The following is a 20,380-nucleotide window of genomic DNA, read 5'->3' on the forward strand; positions in this document are numbered from 1 at the left end:
CCCTAAGGAGCGCGAAGCGCGGGACAGAGCGCGTCCTCCAGAAACTCCCGCTCATTCGATAACTGCTCCTGATCGTCACCCGGATGGGCCGGGACTACAGGCCCGGTCCGCGAAGTGGATAGAGCAGGTCGCCCGCAGGGCAGCCTGAAAACACAACCGGGATCTGATGATCGGCAACACACCGAACAGGCGATAAAGGTCAACGGAAAGGATCAGAGACCTTCTCAGCGGTAAGGGGCCTAAGGTCTAAACTTGGTGGCGGCGCCAATGGCATGCGGGGCGGGGCAGTGCGCCACATCAGCGCGATTTCCTCGTCCGTCAGCCCGTATGCGCGTTCGACCATGGCAGCGAGTCTGCGCTCATGTGCAAGCAATTCGATTCGCGCTTGCCTTGCAGGCTCAGCGGTTTCGCTGAAGGCTTCGCGCAATTGACGAAGCTGCGTGGGAGTCAGTCCTTGCCGTTTGGGCAATGCAGATCGAACAGCAGCGACAAAGCCATCGCTGTCGAGTTTGCTGGCTTCGCGTAAAGTAGCGCTGGTCGCTCCAGAAAACTCTAAGCTCAGCCAATCTGTTATGGCTCGATCCGCTTGCTCAACAATGTCGGTGTTCTTCCTAACGGCGTAAACACATTCCTCGAACGCGTTACGTTGATCGTGTTCAAGTTGTGGGATTGGAAAATTCCGAACGTAAGGAATGTCGAACGCGAGTGCCTCATCCTTCTTGTGCGGGAACTCTTTGAATTGGAAATACCATCCGACAGGGGAATTAAGGCAGGCGACTATCCACTCATCAGCCTTCGGCAATATGAGGGCTGAATCGTTGACCATGTATTCGCCGTTGTCAGTACAAACCTGCGCGTAAAAAGCGATGCGCCTGAGGAGGATTTTTGGTACATCGAAATCTGCGTAATATTCCACGGCATCTTGAATTTCATACCAACGGTAGCTTCCGGCTTTACGACCCGGCCATTTCGCACCCTTTCTTGGGGGCGTCCAATTGTTAGGTTTAGGTTCGAGCTGTGTTCGCAATGATTCAAGGTGCCGTAAGACACTCGGATACTTTTCAATATCGATGCCTCGCCTCGCGAAGATCATCCAAAGGCCATTCCATTCTGGCAGCCATCGACCAATGTCTTGTCCGCGAAGATAAGGCTTTATTATTTCAGCAGCATTGGAATCCTCATTCACAAGCTTATTGCGCGTGGCGGTGTCGATCAGAAACGCTTCGTTGAACCCAGTCTTGACGCCGTAGAGCGGACTGACCCCGGCATATTTCTCCATCGGTTCGCCGCGTTCCCGAATCTTTCGAAGAAGTGCGGCGACTTCTGGTGGCTCCAGCACCCACGCTTCTTCAGACAGATCGGAGCGTTTTGCGCGATAAGTTGCCGCCTGCACAGCAGCTGACAAACCTTCCCGGGGAACATCATCACGCGGGATGACTGCAAGATCGTACTGCTCGGGCGCTGCGTCAGTATCGGGCTTCCGGACCGAGATAACGCATGGAAACACGTCGGCGTCCGGGAACAGATGTCGCGCGTGGCCGAAATCGGCGAGAAACTCGATCCAGACCTCTTCCGCAAACATCCTGCGGAGTTTTTCGGCATAGCCGGCCCTCAGCCACTTGTTGGTTACGACATAGCCCATACGCCCGCCGGGCTTGAGCAGATTGATCCCCTGTTCGTAGAAGTAGACGTAAAGATCGGCACTCCCCGCATAAGTATCGAAGGCTTTTGACAGGGCAGGCTTTATCGCGCTGATCTCCTCCTGACGGACATAAGGCGGATTGCCGATAACCGCGTCGAATCCACCCGATCGCTCCGGCGAGGAAAAGTCGCTCCACACGCCAGGGAAGGCGACCTCCCAATGGAAAAACCTTTGTTCTGCTGCGATTGCGCGTGCTTCGCGCACGAGACTGTCCGCCAGCGCGCGCCTGCGGTCATCCGGCCGGTGGCTCGGCATAAGGCTGCCCTGGACCGGCTCTGGTCCGCCGAGACCAAGTTCGGTGCGCGTATCGGCCGCAAGCACCTCGATCTCTCCGCTCGCGATCCGGCTGGGGTCACCGAAAGATCCTTCGTGTACCAGCTTCATTGCTTCGGCCCGGTCGAACTTGCGCTCGGCATCGATCGCTCTGGCAACTGCACGCTGAATCTTTGCCGTCTCCTTCTCCTTGCTCGGCCCTTCCTCCATTTGCGCCAGCCGCTTCTCGCCGTCTGCCTGTATGGCATTCGCCGTTTCGCGAGGACGTCGCACGGTTGTTTCCAGCACACCCATGAGGTCGTCTGCCTTGGCGAGACTCAAAATTGCTTCAAGCGGTGCGCTGGTTTCGGATATCTTTGCAAAAAGCGTTTTTGACTGGTCAACCTGCGTAATGTCGGTGTCGGTCAGCCCTTCGATCTCTCCCATGTCCCGTACGACAGCTGCTAGGGATAAAAGGTGCTGATTGGAGATCAGGGCACCGCGTTCCCGCATCCAGTCAAAGGTAGGTTGCACCCATGCGCCGAGCACACTGTTGCCGCAGCGCAAATGGTGGTCGAGAAAGGACAACGGCGCCCCGACCGTGAAGCTGTGCAGCCAGAGCGCGACCTTGGCGAGTTCAACTGCCATCGGGTTGAGGTCGACCCCGTGCACGCAGCGCTTGAGTACCATGCGGCGCACGATGTGGCGGTCGTCCAGCTGTTCTTCGACGATAGGCCAGTTATGCGCGCGCGCGTTGGCAATGATCCCCTCTCGCAGATCGGCGATATGCTTGACCAGCGGAGACGTATAGTCGCCCCCGGCCATGCTTTCAGCGTCGCCAACCGCAGTGAGAACCTTGTCTGAAAACCAGTCTACCAGACTGACAAGGAAATGCCCGCTCCCCATGGCCGGGTCGACGATGCGGAGCGAAAGCAGAGACATCGCGGGATCGTGGCCGCGAAGCGTGTCCCCCGTCGCGCCGCTTTCGAGAGCGGCTGCGAACGCTTCGCGCTTCTCGTCGACGAGTGGCCCAACGGTCTTTTCGATGATCAGCGAGACAAGCGGCTCAGGGGTGTAATAAGAGCCCGACCGGTGCCGCGCCTCATTGTCCGAGCGCGGCCGCACCGTTCCGCCTTCTTCGGTTTCGACACCGTATTCGAGAATCGATTCATAGATCGACCCGAGCTGCTGAACCGAAAGATCGCGGTAGTTGATGTAGCGGAGACGTCCATCCTCCTCTCTGTGTGAAAGCGGCAAGATCACCTTGGCGAGCGTATCGTCTGAAAGCTTGATGCGGCTGAGCAACGAGTCACCTTCCGTCGCGAACAAGCCCCCGTTGTAAGGAGGGATGCCCAGATCATCATCGCCTTCGGAAATGGCCCCGAATATCGTTTCGAGGCGAGACCAGTATGCAGTGCTGCGAGCAAGTTGCGCCTGTCCTTGGACATGCCGCTCCTTGATCTCCTCCCGCAACCGGGTGAGGCAATAATCGGCATAAGGGCCGCGCTCGTCAGGCAACAGGTTCCGGTCTTCTGCGAAAAGGACAAACAACAGGCGATAAAGCAGGTACATGGCCGCTTGGCGGACATCCTCTGCGTACTCATCATCCACCACTTCAGGGCGAAACGGGTCTGCTAACGGGATCGCCATTATTAGTTCGGGGAATACACTGTCGAACACGGTATCCGCCAGATCCTTGCGAACCTTTTCTTCCCACCGCCGCGCATCTTCAATCGCGATCAGGTGGAAGCTGCGACCTTGCTCGCTTGGACGAAAGGCATCCCGCCCGAAGATCAGCAAGAAGAGCCGGAATGCCTGATCGGGATCGATTTGCTCATCGAGAAGATCGGGATCGCATCCGGGCAACCCGAATACCTTGCCAAGGTCTATCTCGAAGAAGTCTTCGGCGACTGAAAGTGCATTCTGATAATAAAGCCGCCATTGCCGCCCATTGGTCAGAATGCCCCACGGCATCTTTCCATCGGCAACGACGGCAGCACGGCGCAGGTAATGCATTATCTGGGTGGATGGGACGCCCTGGTCCCCCTGTCCCTCGCGATCGAGCGGTCGATCCCAGCGCTTCGCTTCCACAAGGGCCGCGCCGTGGCGGAAGCGTTGCCACGGCTCGAGTGTCTTTGCCCGTTCTGCGGCTTCTTCATCCGCGAATAGCAGGGCATCGGGGACATCCTTGCGTCCCTTGGTCGTCATGTTCTGCTGGACAGATTTGTGTTGCCAACCCAGCATTTCGAGCAAGGGATAGATGAGTTGGTCTTCGGTTTCGGCCTCGGTAGGCTTTTTCCGTCCCGCGTGATCCAGCAGAAGGGTCCGCGCCTCGTTCCATAGCAGTTCCACTGCATCACTTGCGAGGTTCTGCCATTCAGGGGTTTCGGCAATCCCTTCCTTCAGCCAATCACGTGTAAATAATGCGCCCTGAAACACAGCCACCCTCCCTGCTGCCAGCGAAGTAGCGGATCTACCGTTCAATTACACCCGACCTGTGACGCTCGTGCACAGCGAACTGCGGGGCAGACCGCTTCGCCAAGCCCCATTGCATGCTCGAAGGGCTACCAGTCCACAGATTGCTATGGACTTCGATCGCATTGGAGAGGGTAGGGCATTCGACGACATTGGAGCACCGCCTCAAGCACTCTGGGATACTATGCGAGATTTCGGATTGGGGCCAATTACGGACTGTCTGCCATTGGGCGAAGTCCTCAACCCAAGAGACATTGAACCGCGTTAAGCTGCGGCACGAAAAACCGGCTGAAGCAGCGTAGATTGCTTCATCCGGTAATCGCCTCCTTTGCAAACACTGACGCACCCCAGTCAGCAGTCCGGCAGGTCATCCAGATTGTTTTTGTTGGTCTCGTCCCGGTCCGTCCGCAGATATTTGCCGTTGGGACCTTGAACGACGCGGATCCGAGTTTCCGGATAGCGCGTCCAATTGACCCAGTACTCGTGAGTACCGTTCTCAATATCACGGATCGCATCGACCTTCGCTCGCGGAGACCACGGTTGACCGGAATTGCAAAGGCGAGTGATGTCGCCATCCTTGTCTTTGCCAGTCTGGCGCACATAACGCTTTGCCATAATAGTTCTTCCTTAACATTTGCTGGTTGTTGAAGCGGAGCGAGGCATCGCTCCGCTTCAGCGATTACTTCCGGTTGGGACGCTGCGTGAGCGCCGACGCTGCTGCCGACTTCGCGGCCTTGCTTGACTTAGGGTCGCGCAAAACCTTGGACGCCGCAGAAGCCGCCTTCTTGCTCGTCACTTCCGAATTGCTCTTCCTTCCCGCCATTCCAAATCACCTCCTTTCGATTGACATTCTGCTGATTCGTCGTAAAAACATCTACGAAACCGTAGGGCAATATGGCAAAAAACAAGCGCCCCGGAGTGGGCGCGCTTCTATCTACCATTGCGTAGGCTTAACTAGTTTTGTCCCGTAGGTCAAGGAGCGTGATGAACGAGGATCAATTCGGAGAGCGGTTGACGAAGGCCCGCGAAAAGCGCGAGCTTACTCAAGCGGATCTTGCCAAGAAGGCCAGTCTGCAAGTTGCCGCTATTGGACACTTTGAACGTGGTCGCCGCAAACCTTCGTTTGCAAATGTGCGGGCGCTCGCAAAGGCACTCAATGTGAGCTCGGACTACCTGCTCGGGCGGACCGAAAACATGGCTGGCGCCACGACTGCATTCCGCGGCGAAGAGGACCTTACTGACGCAGACCGCGAGCATATCCAGCTCATGATAAATCTCATGCGCGAGAGACGCGAGCAGTCGGATCAGTGAGGGGGTTTCGGCCGGAATGGGCGCGCAAGCTTGGCGAGCGAAAGGCCCGAGAGTTCGGCTTCGATTCCTTCCCGATCGATCCCTTCGCGATCGCTGCTGACGAGGATATTTTTGTCGAAGAGCACAAAGCCGCTCAGCCCGGGGTTAGTGGCGGCATCATTTTCGACGGCCCGAATGTCGGCATCTTTTACTCTACCGCGATCAAGAGTCCTGGATTTCATCGCTTCACCATCGGTCACGAGCTGGGGCATTATTTCCTTCCAGGCCACCCCGAGGAATTGCAGAAGGTCGGTCCACTGCATGCATCGAAGGCTGGGTTCTCCGCAGGCGATCGGCCTATCGAAATTGAAGCAGATCACTTTTCGTCTGGTCTGCTTCTCCCGGGCAAGCTTGTTCGCAGCACCCTCGACGATGCGCCGATAGGCCTTTCTGGGATAGAAATGCTTGCCGAACTCTCGGAATGCTCGCTTACCGCTTCTGCCATCAGGTCTGCCGAATGCAGCCCTTATCCAATGGCCGTCGTGGTCAGCCAAGCTGACAGGATATGCTACGGATTCCTGTCCGAGGGCTTCAAGCAACTAGGACCCCGGGCATACCCTCGGAAAGGCGATCTCCTGCCTGCTTCGGCGACCAGACAGTTCAATGCCGCACCTGCAAATGTGATCTCTGGCGCCAGAGCTAGCGGCGAGACTACGGTCTCGGACTGGTTCGACGGTTCGTCAAACACCGTTCTTGATGAAGAGGTGATCGGTCTAGGTTCGTACGGCTTCACTTTGACCGTGTTTTCAAGCGAAGAGCTTCCTGAAGACCCGTACGAAATCGAGGACGAAGAGACCGATTTAATCGAAAGCTACCAGCCTAAATTTGCCCGTGGGCGGTGACTGAATTTGGGCCGTTTCCGGACTGTCCGGTATGGGAGATGATATCCAGCAAAGCGGACGGCATCAGTCGCGCTGCGGGTGCTGTCGAGAGCTTGCCACATCGACAGCGGATGCTGCGCCTATTGCCAGAGTCAATGGGCGGCGAATGAACTGATATCTTCTCTGGAAAGCCGTTCTCTCGTTTCTAAGTTCGAACTTGCATTCGGCTCCGCAACAGCGGCTCCGATCAGGATCAAGGCAGGTCCATCGCCGAGAGCGGTCTTTGCGGCGATGGGCAGGAGGTCTAGGCGAGTTCGGAACTGCGAGCCTTTCGGTAAACTCGCGTTCTCGACCAGCGCGACCGGCGTGTCCGGCGCCAGTCCAGCGGCGATCAGTCCCGCCGACACGTGCGGCGCGGCGGCCTTGCCCATGTAGACAGCGAGCGTGGCCTGCGGGTCGGCAAGCGCTGCCCAGTCCAGCGGCGGCACTCCGCCCCGCTTCGTGTGCGCCGTGACGAAGGTCAGCCGCCGCGCCGTGCCCCGCAGCGTGAGCGACAGCCCGAGATCGGCCGCGGCGGCGCTGGCGGCCGTGATGCCGGGGCAGATGTGGACCGGAACGCCCGCCGCATGGCAGGCTTCCAGTTCCTCGCTGGAACGTCCGAAGATCGACGGATCGCCGCCCTTCAATCGCACCACGCGCCTTCCCACAAGGGCTGCCTCCACGATCAGCGCATCGATCGTGCGCTGGTCCTTCGAGTGACGCCCCGAGCGTTTTCCGACCGACACGAGTTCGACAGAAGGCGGGACAAGCGCGAGGACTCCCGGGCCAACCAGCGCATCGTGAAAGACGATGTCGGCGGTGGCGATAAGACGCTCTGCCTTGCGCGTGAGAAGGTCCGGATCGCCGGGCCCCGCACCCACCAGCCAGACCGTCCCTTTTGCGAACGCCGCGCTCATGCCGCGGGCCCTACCTGAGGCACCACGGCTTCACGCAGCAGATAGAGCCGCCCGGCATCCACCTTGAGCGGAATGGTCGGCGTGCAGCCTTCATCGTCGCCCAGCGCTTTTCCGCTCTTGAGAGAGATCTTCCAGTTGTGCAGCGGGCACGACACGCTGTCGCCATGGACGATGCCCTGGCTGAGCGGCCCCTGCTTGTGCGGACACTTGTTGATCAGCGCATAGAACTCGCCGCCGATCGTGTGGAAGACGGCGATTTCCTCGCCGCCCTCCACCGGCAGGGTCGCCGCCATGCCTGGATCGATCTGTGCAGTCGGCCCGATGTCGAGCCAGTCGGATTGCGAAGCGCTCATCATGCGGTCTCCAGCTCGGGCGGAATGATGGACAGGTGGCTGTGCAACTTGGCGTTCTGGCCTTTGGCGCGCCGCTCCCACGGATCGACCTGCCAGTGCGATTGCGAGAAGCGGAAGCGGGCCGCGAGGGTCGGCACGGCGTCCGGATCGTCGAACAGTTGAGCCTTGATCCAGTCGAGCCCCTTGCGCTCCAGCCACGGAGCCGTGCGTTCGAGATAGTGCCCGTCCTCGCGGTAGAGCTGGATGAAGGCGAGGCAGATTTCCATCGCCTCCTCCTCGGTCTCGACCTTGCAGAGAAGGTCGGTTGCGCGAACCTTGATCCCGCCGTTCCCGCCGACATGCAGTTCGTAGCCGCTATCGACGCAAACCACGCCGAAATCCTTGATTGTCGCTTCGGCACAGTTCCTTGGGCAGCCGCTGACGGCCATCTTGAACTTGTGCGGCATGTAACTGCCCCATGTCGCCTGCTCCAGCTTGACGCCGAGCCCGGTCGAATCCTGCGTGCCGAAGCGGCACCATTCACTTCCCACGCAGGTCTTCACCGTGCGCAGCGCCTTGCCGTAGGCGTGGCCGGACACCATGCCGGCGGCATTGAGATCGGCCCAGACGGCGGGCAGGTCCTCTTTCCTGATCCCGAAGATGTCGAGCCGCTGGCCGCCGGTTACCTTGACCATGGGCGCATCGTATTTTTCGACCACGTCGGCGATGGCCCGCAGTTCCCTTGGATTGGTGATGCCGCCGAAGAAGCGCGGGACGACCGAATAGGTGCCGTCCTTCTGGATGTTGGCGTGCAGCCGCTCGTTGACAAAGCGGCTCTTCTCGTCGTCCTGATATTCGCCCGGCCAGGCGCACAGCAGGTAGTAATTGAGCGCAGGGCGGCACGAGGAGCAGCCGTCGGGCGTGGTCCAGTGCAGTTCCTGCATCACCTGCGGGATCAGCTTCAGTTCCTTTTCCACGATCAGGCGGCGCACGTCGTCATGGTTGAAGCTGGTGCATGCGCAGAGGGTCTTCGGGCCGCTTTCGACCTCGCCGCCGAGCGTCAGGGCAAGCAGCCCTTCGACCAGATTGGTGCAACTGCCGCAGCTGGCCGAAGCCTTGCACTGGCTGCGGACCGCATCGAGGCTGTGCGCGCCGTCATCGACGATGCAGGAGACGACCTGCCCCTTGCTCACACCGTTGCAGCCGCAGATTTCCGCATCGTCGGACAGGGCGGCGACGGCTGCATTCGGATCGGCGAGCGCCCCGCCCGATGCATAGGCCTGGCCGAAGATCAGCGCCTCGCGGATGTCCGATATGTCCTCCTCTCGCTTTAGCAGGTCGAAATACCAGTTCCCGTCGGTGGTATCGCCATAGAGGACGGCGCCGACGAGCCTGTCGTCCTTCACGACGAGGCGTTTGTAGATGCCGCGGCTCGCATCGCGCATGACGATGTCTTCGCAACCCTCGCCGCCGGCAAAGTCGCCAGCGGAGAACAAGTCGATACCGCTGACCTTGAGCTTGGTCGAGGTGACCGAGCCGAGATAGCCGGTGGGCAGATCGGTCAGATAGTCGGCCAGCGCGCGGCACATTTCCCACAAGGGCGCGACGAGCCCGTAGCAAGCCCCGCGATGCTGCACGCATTCCCCCACCGCCAGGATGTCGGGATCGGACGTGACCATGTGATCGTCCACCAGAATGCCGCGCTCGGTATCGAGTCCCGCCTTTGCGGCCAGACCGGTCGAGGGTCGGATACCGGCGGCCATGACGACAATGTCCGCCTTGATCCGCGTGCTGTCTTCCAGTTCGACGCCCACCACCTTGCCTTCGACGCCATGGATGGCCTTCGTGTTCGCGCTGGTGATGATGGTCTGGCCGCGGCATTCCAGCTCCTGGCGCAGCAGGAAACCTGCCGCCTCGTCCAGCTGGCGCTCCATCAACGTCGGCATCAGGTGGATGACCGTGGCGTTCATGCCGCGCAGGGATAGTCCGTGGGCCGCCTCCAGCCCCAGCAATCCGCCACCGATCACCACCGCATCGCCGCCCTTGTCGGCCGCGGCGACCATCGTTTCGACATCGTCCAGATCGCGGAAGGATACCACGCCATCCAGATCGGCACCCGGCACCGGGATGATGAACGGATCGGATCCGGTCGCGATAAGCAGGCGATCGTACGGTTCGACGCGACCCGAGCGGCTGACCACGGTTTTGGCCTCGCGGTCGATATGGTCGACCGGGTCGCCCGATATCAGCGTGATGGCATTGTCATCGTACCAGTCCTGACCGTTGATGACGATCTCGTCGAAGGACTTCTCGCCTGCCAGCACGGGAGAGAGCATGATGCGGTTGTAATTGACCCGCGGTTCGGCGCCGAAGATGGTGATAGCGAAGCGACCCGCATCGCGGGCCAGCACTTCTTCGACCGCGCGGCAGCCGGCCATGCCGTTGCCGATCACGACCAGTCTTTTCCTTGCGCCAACGGGCGGCTCGAATGATGTCGGGACGTTCATTTCGCCTGTCCTTCGCTTGCCAAGAACGCACGCAAAAAAGCCGCCGGTCCGGAAGGGGACAGGCGGCGCCGTTGCCACGCTTGTGTGAAAATCATCGGTAAGCCGGAAGCTGCTTTGCCCTTCGTTGGACAAGCCATCGGCTCCAGCACCTTGTATCCGATTCGGTCGTCCGCCGGCAAGCCCCTTTCGCATTGCAACATGAGGTTGCCGCCGTCCGCCTGCGACCGTCAGAAACTCTTATAGGGCAGGAATTTGCCGCTCATGACCACCTGGACACGGTCACCCTTTTCGTGCTCGACGCGCTCGACCGCCATGTCGAAATCGATGGCGCTCATGATCCCGTCGCCGAACTTCTCCTGCACCACCTCCTTGAACGCCTCGCCGAACACGCCCGTGATCTCGTACCAGCGGTAGATGCACGGGTCGGTCGGTACGGTCTTCTCGAAGTGCTTGGTGGGATATTCGGCCAAGACCACTGCCGCCTCGTCCGGCAGTCCAAGAAGGTCGACCACCTTGCGCGACGCATCTTCGGAAAGGCTGTTCATCCCGAGGCAGGCCGAGGTGACGAAAATTTCGCTTCCCCCGGCGGCGGCGGCAATCTCCGACCAGCCAATTTTCTTTTCGCGCTTAGCGGCGCGGATCAGGGTGATGACTTCGGATTTGGTCAGCATGAATGAATCTCCTTTAGATCAGGTGGAACCAGAGCGAGGCGATCAGCGCGGCGGCCAGAACCAGCGCCACCGCGCGCCAGAAGTGGGCCGAGCCGCGCGCGACCAGGGGCGTCGACCCAACCGACGGCAGCGAATGATTGGGATTGGCTAGATCCTGCACCAGCTCGGCAGGGGTCGCGTATCTGTAGCGCGGATCGACCGCGAGCGCCTTGGCCAGCGCGCCATCGAACCAGGGGGGAATGTCGGGATTGCGCTCCGACGCCGGCACGTAAGCGAGCTTCTTCTGCGCGGCAGGAGTGCGTGCAGCGGACACGCGCGGTCCGTAGGGCAGGTCGCCGGTCGCCATCTGGTAGGCAATGACGCCGAGCGAAAAGACATCGCTGGCAGGACTTGCGGGCTGGCCCAGAAAGACTTCGGGCGCGCTGTATTGCATGGTCCCGGCGAACGCCGCGTCCTCGAAGGCGCGCGGGGCCAGCTCGTCGAGGCCTGCAACCTGCGCCGATCCGAAATCGATGATGGTCGCATGGCCATCGGCGTCGACCATGACGTTATGCGGGCGCAGGTCGCGGTGCAGCACGCCGCGTCGATGCATCGCCTCCAGCCCCATGGACAGCTGGCGCACCACTTGCCGGACATGCTGAAGGTCGAACGGCGAATGCTCAGCGATATGCCGATGCAGGCTCGTGCCCTCCGCCAACGCCATTACGCAATAGGCATGGCTGCGCGGGCCGCTTGCCGGGCCAGCTGCCAACAGGTTCGGGTGCGATAGACGGCGCGCAACCCATTCCTCCAGCAGGAGTGCGGCCACGGCCTCGGGATCGCCCGCTCGCTCGCTGGAAAGCACCTTAAGCGCGAAGTCGGCTTGCGTCGTTTCGTCACGAACGAGATAGACGTGGCTGCGGCTGCCTGCATGCAGACGTTCGATCACGCGGTAGCCATCGAGGCTCTGGCCTTCGTGGAGTACCGGTGCGGGCGGCAGTCTAAGATCGAGACCAAGTAAATCCTGCACTTCGCCCGCTGGCAGGCTCTCGACGCGCACGATCTGAACCGTCAGATTGTCCTCGCTACCCGCAGCCAAGGCTAGACGCGCAATGTCGGCTGCCGCATCGTCCAGCGTGGCTGCGGCTTGCACCGCCCCGACCAGCGCCTGATCGGCCACGCACTCGTGAACGCCGTCGGTCGTCAGGAGAAAAACGTCGCCGGGGGTGGCCCGAACCTGCGCGTAGTCGACCGCAAGCGAATCGTTCGCACCCATCGCGCGGCCAAGATAGCTTTGCCCGCCGCCCAGTTCGATCCGGTGCGGACTGGTCAGCGCTTCAAGACGATCCCCCACGATGCGAGCAATCTGGCTGTCGCCAACGTGGAAAATGTGCGCGACCCGGGATTTCAGGACCAAAGCGCTCAGCGTGCAGATCAGCCCGGCGCGTTCGCGATCCTCGCCTTCTTCGCGCGGGCGCACGGCGGCATTCTGGGCGTGCATCCAGCTGTTGGCGGCGGTTATGACTGTCTCGCCCGAGCGGCGGACGGACCAGCCATCGGGTGTGCAGAAATAATCGGTGAGGAAGCTCTTGCAGGCGATCTCCGCCGCTTCGGCCCCGCGAATGCTGGTGCTGATCCCGTCGGCGATGCAGCAGGCAATGCCCTTGAGTTCGAGCTCCGGCCCGTCCGGCTGGAGCGAGCCATGGAAATCCTGGTTCTCCGCCTTTCGCCCGGCGGAAGAATACTGGCCCAGCTCGATGGCGAGGCGCGGCCTGTCGCCGTGCCCCGCCACGCTGGTGATCGGGATCGCCTCAGGCGGCAATCTTCAGGTCCGCCTTGCGGCTCTTGGAGGTGCGGTAGTGCGTCGAGTACAGCATCATGCCGGTGAAGGTCAGTCCACCGACAAGATTGCCGAGAACGACCGGAATCTCGTTCCACACCAGATAGTCGCCGATGCTGAATGCGCCGCCCATCATCAGGCCCGAAGGGAACAGGAACATGTTCACGATCGAGTGTTCGAAGACCATGTAGAAAAACAGCATGATCGGCATCCACATGGCGATGACCTTGCCGCTGACGGTGCTGGACATCGTCGCGCCGACCACGCCGGTGGACACCATCCAGTTGCACAGCATGGCACGCACGAAGACGGTGACGAAACCGGCCACGCCGTATTCGGCATAGCCCACCGTCCGGGCTTCGCCCATCGTGGCAAAGACCAGCCCGACCGGGTTGGTTTCCTCTGCGGCGAAACCGTAGGTCCAGTATACGGCCATCATGACGGCGGTGGTCAGCGCACCGGCAAAATTGCCGATGAACACCAGGCCCCAGTTGCGGAACACCCCGCTCCATTTGCATCCTGGGCGTTTATCCCAGACGGCGAGAGGACACAGGACGAAGACACCTGTCAGCAGATCGTATCCGAGCAAATAAAGCAGGCAGAAACCGACCGGGAACAGGATCGCTCCGGCCAGCGGCTGGCCCGTCTGGACATTGATCGTCACGGCAAAGGCCGCGGCAAGCGCTAGAGTCGCCCCCGCCATGAAAGCGCGGATCAGCGTGTCCTTGGTGGACATCATGATCTTCGCTTCTCCCGCGTCGATCAGCTTTGGTACGAATTCGCTTGGTGCAAGATAGGACATGACAAGAACCCTCCTTCGTCAGAAATTGATTTCGGCCTGGAGCCAGAATTTCTCGGTATCGACCGCGAACGCATCGGCCCGGTAATTCGCGTATTTCGCCAGCAACGAGACCGGCCCGGCCTTGAAACCGAGCGAGGCATCCCACTCGGAACCGAGGTCGAGGTTGCCGAAGTCGCTGTCGAACTGGTGGTAGGTGACATTCGCATTGAGGCCGGGCAGCAGGCGGATCCCGCCAAAGCTGCGCCCAACGGTCACGTAGTAATCGCGCACGCCGAAAGCGGGTGTCGTCAGGAAAACATCGGCCCAGCCATTGAAGGCATGAAGCGTCGCCATCGGCGTCTGGAATGCGGCGATGCCATCGTCGCTGCCCAGCTCTTCGTAGCCGGCGGTAAGACCGAATCCCGTCACCGTGGCTCCAAGTCTGACGCTATAGTAGGACGCGGAATAATCGACCGGATTGGCACCGTAATCCGACTGGGTGGCAACACTGGCCTCCGCGTTCAGAGCAAAAAGGCCTGGTAGGTCGATTGTCGCTGCCGCGCGCAGGCCATAGGTCTGGCTGGAGAATGCCAGGCGATCGTCGTAGTCGAGCAAATAGGCGAAAGCCTTCGCGTCCACGCCCGCGATCTCTGCCCCGCCATTCAGGAAGATGAAGTCGCCGTCGAAATGCTCGGCAGGGCTGTCGACACCGAAAATCGTGCGCTGGCTGATCGCATAAGTCGCATCGAGCGCTACGGGACCGAAGCTCGCCTGTCCGCGAATGGCGTCGAAGGTCTGCTCGTTCTGGCGCCACCCGACATTTCCGACGAAACGGGCATTGTCGAGGATGATGCGCTGACGCCCGATCGTCGCGCCAGTGCCATCCTGCATGACCGAAAGCTGCAGCCGATTGAGCTCGAGATTCTCCGGATCCGCCACCACCGGAAACGGCTCGATGCCGTTGAATGGCAGGGTGTCGTTGTAGTCGTCGGCCAGCGCGAGCGTGCCTTCGCCCTCGGCCAGCAGCGAGAATATCCCGGCCTTCAATTCCGCCCCGGCGCGAAGGCGCATGGTCAATGCCTCCGCCTCGTCCAGTCCGTCATCCCGGCCCACCGTTTCATAACGCAGCCGCGCGGCCACCATGGGATCCAGCGTCACGCCGTCCGCAACCTCGACCGGGCCGAGGGGGCTTTCCTGCGCCAGCGCTGGGCTCGCCGCCGCGACCGCAGCTAGACTTCCCAAACTCAACAAACTTCGTCTCATCGAAACCGCCTCCCGATTGCTCGCCGTTCGGACAGTCCCTCCCTGATCCTTCGCCGGGTTCTTCAAGCCCCGGACACGCACGCAAAAAAGCCGCCACGAGACGATCCGGAACGGATCGGTCGGGGCGGCGCCATTGCCACGCATTTTCAAAGGTTTGCTACGAAAGCGGAAATGCATCCCTCTTTGGACGCGCCTTCGAAGCGGCCATGTTATTACGCGATTCGATGTCGCAGCGCAATAGGGTTGCGCGAAATCAGTCTATCGCGCTCAAAAGCGGAAGGAGGAAAGATAGTCTCGTGGTCGGTCGGGATCGAACGTGTGCCCATCGAAGAAGCGGTTGTCGCTCAGAACCATCTCGCCCTGCTCGGTTGGCACGGGCATTATCCGGTCGAGGCTGCCCTCGACCTTGGAATTTGCTCCGGGCAGAACATCGCCGGTTTCTCGCAGCGCCGAACGATAGACGTCCGCCCTGAAGACACCGCAAGCCGCCTCGTAATCGGCATCGGAAAACTGCGTTTGACCCCAGCGTGCCATCTGGGTGTAGAGCCAGCCCCCATGACTCATCCACGGAAAATTGGCGGCTTCGCCATACTGAAACATGAAGTCGGGGAAGTGGACCGGCGGCTTCCCGTTCGACAGCACCAGGTTCTCGCTGATCGACCGTAGCAATATGGCCTTGTCGACGCCGATATACTCGTCTCGGGCGAGGATGGCCGCGTTTTCACGAAAGGCCTCGGGATCGACAGATTGCGCCGCAGCCTTGCGCATTGCCCTGATCAGAGCCTCGAATACATCGCGCTTCGACTCCAGATGCGGCCGGCGCACGGCGAGAACCTTTTCCGTTCCTCGTCGCCAGATCTGGCTGGTCGCGAGAATGATCGTGCCATGCCCCGCATCCACCGCCATGCTGTCCCACGGGTCGGCGACGCAGTATCCGTCGATCTCACCTGCCGCGAGCGCGTCCGACATGAAGGGCGGAGGCACCACGGTCATCTCGACGTCCTCGCCTGGCCGGATGCCGCATCCTGCGAGCCAGTATCGCTGCATGTAATTATGGCATGAATACCGATGAGTCTTGGCGAAGCGCAGTGGGCGTCCCTCTGTCTTGCGGGCCAGCGCGATGGGCTTCAGCCGCGCGCCAATTTCGGCGGGATCGCCGAGCAAACCGGGCGTGGTGATCTGAGCTGCCAGTTCATTTGATACTGTTATGGCGTTTCCGTTCAGCCCAAGCGCGAAAGGGGCGCACAGTGGCTGTGCCGGGCGACCGAGACCCAGCGTCGTTGCAATGGCCAAGGGGGCGAGCAGGTGAGAGGCGTCGACGTGGCCATACAAAAGGTGGTCGAGCACGGTTGCCCAGCTCTTGTCGCGCTGGAAAGACAGCTGAAGCCCTTCCTCGCGAGCGAAGCCATGTTCCTGCGCGAGGATCGGCAGGCAGGCGTCCATCAAAGGCAGAAAACCGATTGTCAGATGCTCGCTCACTTGCCCTCCATCAGATCATGCGCCGTTACGACCGCCTCGGCTATCGCCGCAATGCGCTTGCCCGATTTCATCGCCTTGCGTCGCAATTCGCCATATGCCTCGGGCTCGCCGATGCCGCGGCTCTGCATCAGGAGGCGCTTGGCGCGATCGATCGTCTTCCGCTCCGCCAGCTTGCCCTTCGCCTCGTTCAGTTCGTCCTGCAGTCGTGAATAGGCGTAGAAACGGCGTACCGCGAGATCGACAATGGCGCGAACCCGGTGCGGCGCAAAGCCATCGACCACATAAGCGGAGACGCCCGCATCGACCGACTGCGCAATGGCCTCGTCGTCGCTCTCGTCGACAAACATCGCAATTGGCCGGGATAGCGCACGGCTGACCGCGAAATATTCTTCCAGAACGTCACGTGAAGGGTTTGCAAGATCGATCAGCACAACATCCGGATCGACGTCCTGCAATCGCGCCATCAGCCCGGCGCGTTCGGTTATGACGAACAATTGCGCATCGCCGTGATCGCGAAGACCGTCTTCGATGACGGAAGCGCGGGCTGCGCTTTCATCCACGATCGCGATGCGCATCATGCGATTGTGCCCTGCAACATGGCATTTCGCAACTGCGAACATTATGTGGCATTGTTTAGGATCGTAACAATATGCGACTGGTCGTTATCCGGGTCGCGAAGATGAGCGGCGTTCCAAGTCGGGCGATGCTGCGTGGCCACGTAAGGGTGCGATTATGCCATTGTCGGTCCCGTGGGCCGAAATTCAGCAACGAGATAGGGCATCAGATGTCGACGCCTGGACCGTGGCTGCCATACATTCGTCTTTGAACGAACGGCAGCTTCCGGGTCACACGTGCTACAACCCAAATGGCCGGAATTGGGGCGCGAAGCCGACATAGCTCGAGTGCACTAGGAGCGCCGCGAAAGTTCCACGACCACGCTGGCTGCCAATGCATCTTCGGATTTCTCGCGTCGCTGCTGAACCGTCGACACCAGCTGACGCTTCGAGTGGTCCGGCATCCTGATGATGGCGGCGAGTACGATGGCCTTCATGAGATCAGGATGCATGGTCATTGCACAGCTTCTGCAGTCGGCTCATCTGAATTCTTCCGCCGTCTCTCAACCAGCGATCGGAGACTGGCAGTCAGCACAAGCGTCGAACTGCCCAGCTTGACGATCTCTATCTCGCCTTCACCGATGAGCACATAGAGGGTGCTGCGCCCGATCCCGAGATAGCGGCAGGCCTCGGGCACCCGCATCGCTATCGGTTCTATCGACTGACGCTGTCGTTGCTCGCGAAGATGGTCTGTCGTGCCTGCAGAAGGCATGCCGGTCGGTCCTTTCATCTATCGGGTGATGACGGACCGACCTGGGGGATCATGGAGGGGAGCAGACCGGCCCGCCATCGACAGCGAGTATCGCTCTATTGAGAGCTGGCGCGCCACATGACGTTTTTACGCTGGGGCAGCCTTTGGTGCGCTGGCGCGCCGCTCTTCTGGCAACTTAGGGTAAAGTGTATCCCAACGTGTCTTCGGGGACGAATGCGGATCTCATCTCAAAGGCTCATTTGCCAAGATACTTGCTCGATTTGGGAGGCGCCGTCGCTCTCTGCATTGAAAACAAAAGGATTTCATAGGGCAGCGCCAGCAGGGCAACATCAGCGCCGTCGGCAAATCATCAGCGAAACCAACCACCTGCACCCCGACCGACGGCGGTGCTTTTATCTCGCCATCCTATTTCCTACCCACCCCAAACGTCCACGGACACTTTATCTGAACAGCACGCGATGCAGCTTCGTTGCAAATGCGTGGCAATGATGTCGCGAAGCGAGCGCAGCGATTACAGCGCACCAAAAACGGCAGGCGTGCAGTCGGAATGCACTTCTACCAGCTCTGATCCGTCCGTTCGATTGCAAGCTCACCGGTCCATGGCTTGCAGAGACTGCGCGCCTCTCTTGTCGAGCCGTTGGTCCATTTCGACCAGTCGTCTTGCTCCAGCAGTACCGGCATCCGCGAATGGCATTCCGCAGCAATGCCAGCGCTGTCGGTCATCAACATCGAGTAGACGAGACCCCATTCGTCGCTGTTGCGCCACAGCCCTGCGGCTGCAAACAACTCGCTATCGGGACGGCTTAGCCAGGTGCGCGTCTTGCTTCCCGGTGTGCCCTCGGCTTCCGCCCATGCCGTCAACGGAATGAGGCAGCGGCGTTCCTCGAAGCTGTAGCGCCACATGTAGCTGTCGAGTTTGTCGGTGCGAGCGTTGTTGACCGGCTTCGGTTTGAGCGGCTCGCCGGTGCGCTTGCTTTTGAGCGACAACGGGAAACCCCAGGACATCTGCGAGAGCTTGCCATCTGCAATCACAGCACCGGGATATCCCGGAAACACTTCGTCCCCAAAGTTGGCATTGCCCAGTTGATCGGCTGCATTGAACCAGCGCGCGACCTCGTCGTTCGCCTTCGTCATTCGGTAGAGATTGCACATCGCAAAGCGCCTGCCGCGAGCATGTTTTACTGTCAATCGGCAGCAGGGTAGAAGTTTCGCATTGGCAATTAGTTCCTGTTATGTTCTAACTGCAAGAATGTTGATTCGACCTAGCGATACTGAACTTACCTATGTGATCGGGGCTGCACTCGGTACGGTCGAGACCTACGCGCTCCGCGATGTGCTTTCAGCAACGAGAGCGTTCAACCGGCGCGAAGCGGTCGAGACACTCACGGCAAGGATCGTCGAGGCGCTCGGGCCTTATGAAATTACCCGGGAGGCGGGGGAGGCCGGTTTTGACGACAAAACCCTGCCGCTTTTTCCAGAAACAGAACAGACAAATGTGCTCAGCGCTCCGTAATCTTGACGAATCTCGAGCCAAGATAGCAATTGTCTAAGAACCGTTCCCGGTCTCGGCTTTGAGTTTTTCCAATCGCTCAGAACACACTTCGTGGACGACGCGGCCCAGCTCTTCGACCTGCTCGCCGAGCCACTCAAGCTCCTCTTTCGTGATCCGGTAGTGTTTTGAGTAGCGCGCCTTCACGTACGCTTCTTTGAGTTTCTCAAAGCGGGCGCGGTCTCGCTTCGTATCGCGTGGCCAGACGTAGGTGAGGCGAGGATCGATGCGCTCAGCTTGGGTGCGAAGGAACCCGAGATTGTGCACGTGGGGTGTGTAGAACGTGCAGACCAGGAGCACGCAGTGATAGAGAAACTCGGAAGTTTGATGAAGGTCGAAGGCAGCGGGTTTGAGGAAGCCTCGCTCCCTGCCAAGTTTCGAGAGTTCAAAGCGCTGGATAGCCGTTGGAAACCACTCGTCGAAATACTCCTGCGCCATTGCTAGCGCTTGGTCGGGAGTCTTGGGTTTAGGCGTATGCAGCTCGGTGTCGTCCGACTGGTAGAGCGCGACTCCATCCTGCTTAACGTCCATGAAGAAATAGCGGCCATGGGCGAGACCGTCGTTCACCTCCTGCAAGGTGTGGACGATGAAATTTACCGGCGTGTGGAGCGTGCCCGTCACGCCGTATTCTCGCATCAGGCGGTCATCGACCTTTGCCCAGTATTTCACTCTGTCGGTGAGCCGCTTGTCATTGACGATGATCAGTAAATCATAATCCGACTGGTAGCCTTTGGCGGTATGCGGCTCGTCGACCCAGGTACCGCGTGCGTAGCTTCCGTAAAGGATGACCTTGAGGATACGCCCGGCCTTCTTCCAGTCGTGCTTAGCCAGTGCGAAGGCATCCTCGAACTCTTCGAAGATCAGCTGAACGACGCGTTCCAGCTCGCGCTGTTTTTGCGGGGGCAGGTGATCGAGATCGGTCTTCATCAGTCAGTTCCTAGCAAGTCGCTGGAATGGTTGCACCTGCTGACCATGATTCATCCGCAAAACTCGCTCATTGGGCACAGTGATTCAGCGGAGCCCGTATACGTCAATACCAAGAAATGGGGATGGGCGTTCATAGACCCATTCCCAGATGCTGGTACGCTGGTGTGGAA

The 20,380-nt window shown here is 60.0% G+C and carries 19 protein-coding genes; 4 read left to right on the forward strand and 15 right to left on the reverse strand.

Annotated elements, in window-relative coordinates; all coding sequences use genetic code 11:
* Window positions 1-199: 199 nt before the first annotated feature.
* Window positions 200-4,399, reverse strand: a complete 4,200-nt coding sequence (locus tag ACGHJ7_RS00335; RefSeq protein WP_334200719.1) for an Eco57I restriction-modification methylase domain-containing protein — start codon at window positions 4,397-4,399, stop codon at window positions 200-202.
* A 381-nt stretch (window positions 4,400-4,780) separates the two neighbouring features.
* Window positions 4,781-5,044: a DUF3892 domain-containing protein gene (locus ACGHJ7_RS00340; RefSeq protein ID WP_334200718.1), complete on the reverse strand. Its 264-nt coding sequence runs from the start codon at window positions 5,042-5,044 to the stop codon at window positions 4,781-4,783.
* 29 nt (window positions 5,045-5,073) lie between these two features.
* Between ACGHJ7_RS00340 and ACGHJ7_RS00345 the strand changes: the two genes are divergently transcribed.
* The 3 genes from ACGHJ7_RS00345 to ACGHJ7_RS00355 are packed head-to-tail and all read left to right on the forward strand — an operon-like array spanning window position 5,074 to window position 6,621.
* Window positions 5,074-5,400: a hypothetical protein gene (locus tag ACGHJ7_RS00345; RefSeq protein WP_390473622.1), complete on the forward strand. Its 327-nt coding sequence runs from the start codon at window positions 5,074-5,076 to the stop codon at window positions 5,398-5,400.
* A 13-nt stretch (window positions 5,401-5,413) separates the two neighbouring features.
* The gene (locus tag ACGHJ7_RS00350; protein WP_253517021.1) at window positions 5,414-5,740 is read left to right on the forward strand and encodes a helix-turn-helix domain-containing protein; all 327 of its coding nucleotides are present in this window, start codon (window positions 5,414-5,416) and stop codon (window positions 5,738-5,740) included.
* Window positions 5,737-6,621, forward strand: coding sequence for an ImmA/IrrE family metallo-endopeptidase (locus tag ACGHJ7_RS00355; protein ID WP_334200717.1), 885 nt, complete (start codon window positions 5,737-5,739; stop codon window positions 6,619-6,621). Before ACGHJ7_RS00350 ends, ACGHJ7_RS00355 begins: the two co-directional genes overlap by 4 nt.
* 131 nt (window positions 6,622-6,752) lie before the next feature.
* Here ACGHJ7_RS00355 and cobA read toward each other — a convergent pair whose 3' ends face one another.
* The 12 genes from cobA to ACGHJ7_RS00415 all read right to left on the reverse strand — a co-directional run bounded on the left by cobA (window position 6,753) and on the right by ACGHJ7_RS00415 (window position 18,886).
* Complete coding sequence (cobA, locus tag ACGHJ7_RS00360; RefSeq protein ID WP_196846150.1) at window positions 6,753-7,556, reverse strand: uroporphyrinogen-III C-methyltransferase; 804 nt, start codon at window positions 7,554-7,556, stop codon at window positions 6,753-6,755.
* Window positions 7,553-7,912, reverse strand: a complete 360-nt coding sequence (gene nirD / locus ACGHJ7_RS00365) for a nitrite reductase small subunit NirD (RefSeq protein ID WP_196846151.1) — start codon at window positions 7,910-7,912, stop codon at window positions 7,553-7,555. The genes cobA and nirD overlap by 4 nt, the downstream gene beginning before the upstream one ends.
* A complete protein-coding gene (gene nirB, locus ACGHJ7_RS00370; protein ID WP_196846152.1) occupies window positions 7,909-10,395 on the reverse strand; it encodes a nitrite reductase large subunit NirB in 2,487 nt (828 codons plus the stop codon). The genes nirD and nirB overlap by 4 nt, the downstream gene beginning before the upstream one ends.
* 227 nt (window positions 10,396-10,622) lie before the next feature.
* A complete protein-coding gene (gene cynS / locus ACGHJ7_RS00375; RefSeq protein ID WP_196846153.1) occupies window positions 10,623-11,066 on the reverse strand; it encodes a cyanase in 444 nt (147 codons plus the stop codon).
* A gap of 13 nt (window positions 11,067-11,079) precedes the next feature.
* Window positions 11,080-12,867: a bifunctional protein-serine/threonine kinase/phosphatase gene (locus ACGHJ7_RS00380; protein ID WP_196846154.1), complete on the reverse strand. Its 1,788-nt coding sequence runs from the start codon at window positions 12,865-12,867 to the stop codon at window positions 11,080-11,082.
* Window positions 12,857-13,687, reverse strand: a complete 831-nt coding sequence (locus tag ACGHJ7_RS00385) for a formate/nitrite transporter family protein (protein ID WP_063505764.1) — start codon at window positions 13,685-13,687, stop codon at window positions 12,857-12,859. Before ACGHJ7_RS00385 ends, ACGHJ7_RS00380 begins: the two co-directional genes overlap by 11 nt.
* 18 nt (window positions 13,688-13,705) lie before the next feature.
* Entirely contained in the window at window positions 13,706-14,914 is a 1,209-nt protein-coding gene (locus tag ACGHJ7_RS00390; RefSeq protein ID WP_390473626.1) for an alginate export family protein, read from the reverse strand.
* 282 nt (window positions 14,915-15,196) lie between these two features.
* Entirely contained in the window at window positions 15,197-16,408 is a 1,212-nt protein-coding gene (locus ACGHJ7_RS00395) for an ABC transporter substrate-binding protein (protein WP_196846156.1), read from the reverse strand.
* A complete protein-coding gene (locus ACGHJ7_RS00400) occupies window positions 16,405-16,983 on the reverse strand; it encodes an ANTAR domain-containing response regulator (RefSeq protein ID WP_196848089.1) in 579 nt (192 codons plus the stop codon). The genes ACGHJ7_RS00395 and ACGHJ7_RS00400 overlap by 4 nt, the downstream gene beginning before the upstream one ends.
* A gap of 332 nt (window positions 16,984-17,315) precedes the next feature.
* The gene (locus ACGHJ7_RS00405; RefSeq protein WP_182849688.1) at window positions 17,316-17,480 is read right to left on the reverse strand and encodes a hypothetical protein; all 165 of its coding nucleotides are present in this window, start codon (window positions 17,478-17,480) and stop codon (window positions 17,316-17,318) included.
* The gene (locus tag ACGHJ7_RS00410; protein ID WP_119512644.1) at window positions 17,477-17,734 is read right to left on the reverse strand and encodes a helix-turn-helix domain-containing protein; all 258 of its coding nucleotides are present in this window, start codon (window positions 17,732-17,734) and stop codon (window positions 17,477-17,479) included. The genes ACGHJ7_RS00405 and ACGHJ7_RS00410 overlap by 4 nt, the downstream gene beginning before the upstream one ends.
* 555 nt (window positions 17,735-18,289) lie before the next feature.
* The gene (locus ACGHJ7_RS00415) at window positions 18,290-18,886 is read right to left on the reverse strand and encodes an SOS response-associated peptidase (protein ID WP_119512567.1); all 597 of its coding nucleotides are present in this window, start codon (window positions 18,884-18,886) and stop codon (window positions 18,290-18,292) included.
* A gap of 97 nt (window positions 18,887-18,983) precedes the next feature.
* On the opposite strand from ACGHJ7_RS00415, the gene ACGHJ7_RS00420 reads away from it, so the two are divergent.
* Entirely contained in the window at window positions 18,984-19,247 is a 264-nt protein-coding gene (locus ACGHJ7_RS00420) for a hypothetical protein (RefSeq protein ID WP_119512566.1), read from the forward strand.
* Window positions 19,248-19,280: 33 nt separating this feature from the next.
* Here the strand turns inward: ACGHJ7_RS00420 and ACGHJ7_RS00425 are convergent, their stop codons facing one another.
* The gene (locus tag ACGHJ7_RS00425) at window positions 19,281-20,210 is read right to left on the reverse strand and encodes a HEPN domain-containing protein (protein ID WP_253517017.1); all 930 of its coding nucleotides are present in this window, start codon (window positions 20,208-20,210) and stop codon (window positions 19,281-19,283) included.
* Window positions 20,211-20,380 lie beyond the last annotated feature (170 nt).

Origin of the sequence: Altererythrobacter sp. MTPC7 (assembly GCF_042851395.1) — a bacterium.
Taxonomy (GTDB): domain Bacteria; phylum Pseudomonadota; class Alphaproteobacteria; order Sphingomonadales; family Sphingomonadaceae; genus CAJXSN01.

Bases quoted from the DNA above. Each gene is read 5' to 3' on its own strand.
- ACGHJ7_RS00425 (WP_253517017.1), bottom strand. From the start codon at position 20,210: ATGAAGACCGATCTCGATCACCTGCCCCCGCAAAAACAGCGCGAGCTG.
- ACGHJ7_RS00385 (WP_063505764.1), bottom strand. From the start codon at position 13,687: ATGTCCTATCTTGCACCAAGCGAATTCGTACCAAAGCTGATCGACGCG.
- cobA (WP_196846150.1), bottom strand. From the start codon at position 7,556: ATGAGCGCGGCGTTCGCAAAAGGGACGGTCTGGCTGGTGGGTGCGGGG.
- ACGHJ7_RS00415 (WP_119512567.1), bottom strand. From the start codon at position 18,886: ATGTGCAATCTCTACCGAATGACGAAGGCGAACGACGAGGTCGCGCGC.
- ACGHJ7_RS00420 (WP_119512566.1), top strand. From the start codon at position 18,984: ATGTTGATTCGACCTAGCGATACTGAACTTACCTATGTGATCGGGGCT.
- ACGHJ7_RS00400 (WP_196848089.1), bottom strand. From the start codon at position 16,983: ATGCGCATCGCGATCGTGGATGAAAGCGCAGCCCGCGCTTCCGTCATC.
- ACGHJ7_RS00350 (WP_253517021.1), top strand. From the start codon at position 5,414: ATGAACGAGGATCAATTCGGAGAGCGGTTGACGAAGGCCCGCGAAAAG.
- nirD (WP_196846151.1), bottom strand. From the start codon at position 7,912: ATGATGAGCGCTTCGCAATCCGACTGGCTCGACATCGGGCCGACTGCA.
- nirB (WP_196846152.1), bottom strand. From the start codon at position 10,395: ATGAACGTCCCGACATCATTCGAGCCGCCCGTTGGCGCAAGGAAAAGA.
- cynS (WP_196846153.1), bottom strand. From the start codon at position 11,066: ATGCTGACCAAATCCGAAGTCATCACCCTGATCCGCGCCGCTAAGCGC.
- ACGHJ7_RS00410 (WP_119512644.1), bottom strand. From the start codon at position 17,734: ATGCCTTCTGCAGGCACGACAGACCATCTTCGCGAGCAACGACAGCGT.
- ACGHJ7_RS00340 (WP_334200718.1), bottom strand. From the start codon at position 5,044: ATGGCAAAGCGTTATGTGCGCCAGACTGGCAAAGACAAGGATGGCGAC.
- ACGHJ7_RS00405 (WP_182849688.1), bottom strand. From the start codon at position 17,480: ATGACCATGCATCCTGATCTCATGAAGGCCATCGTACTCGCCGCCATC.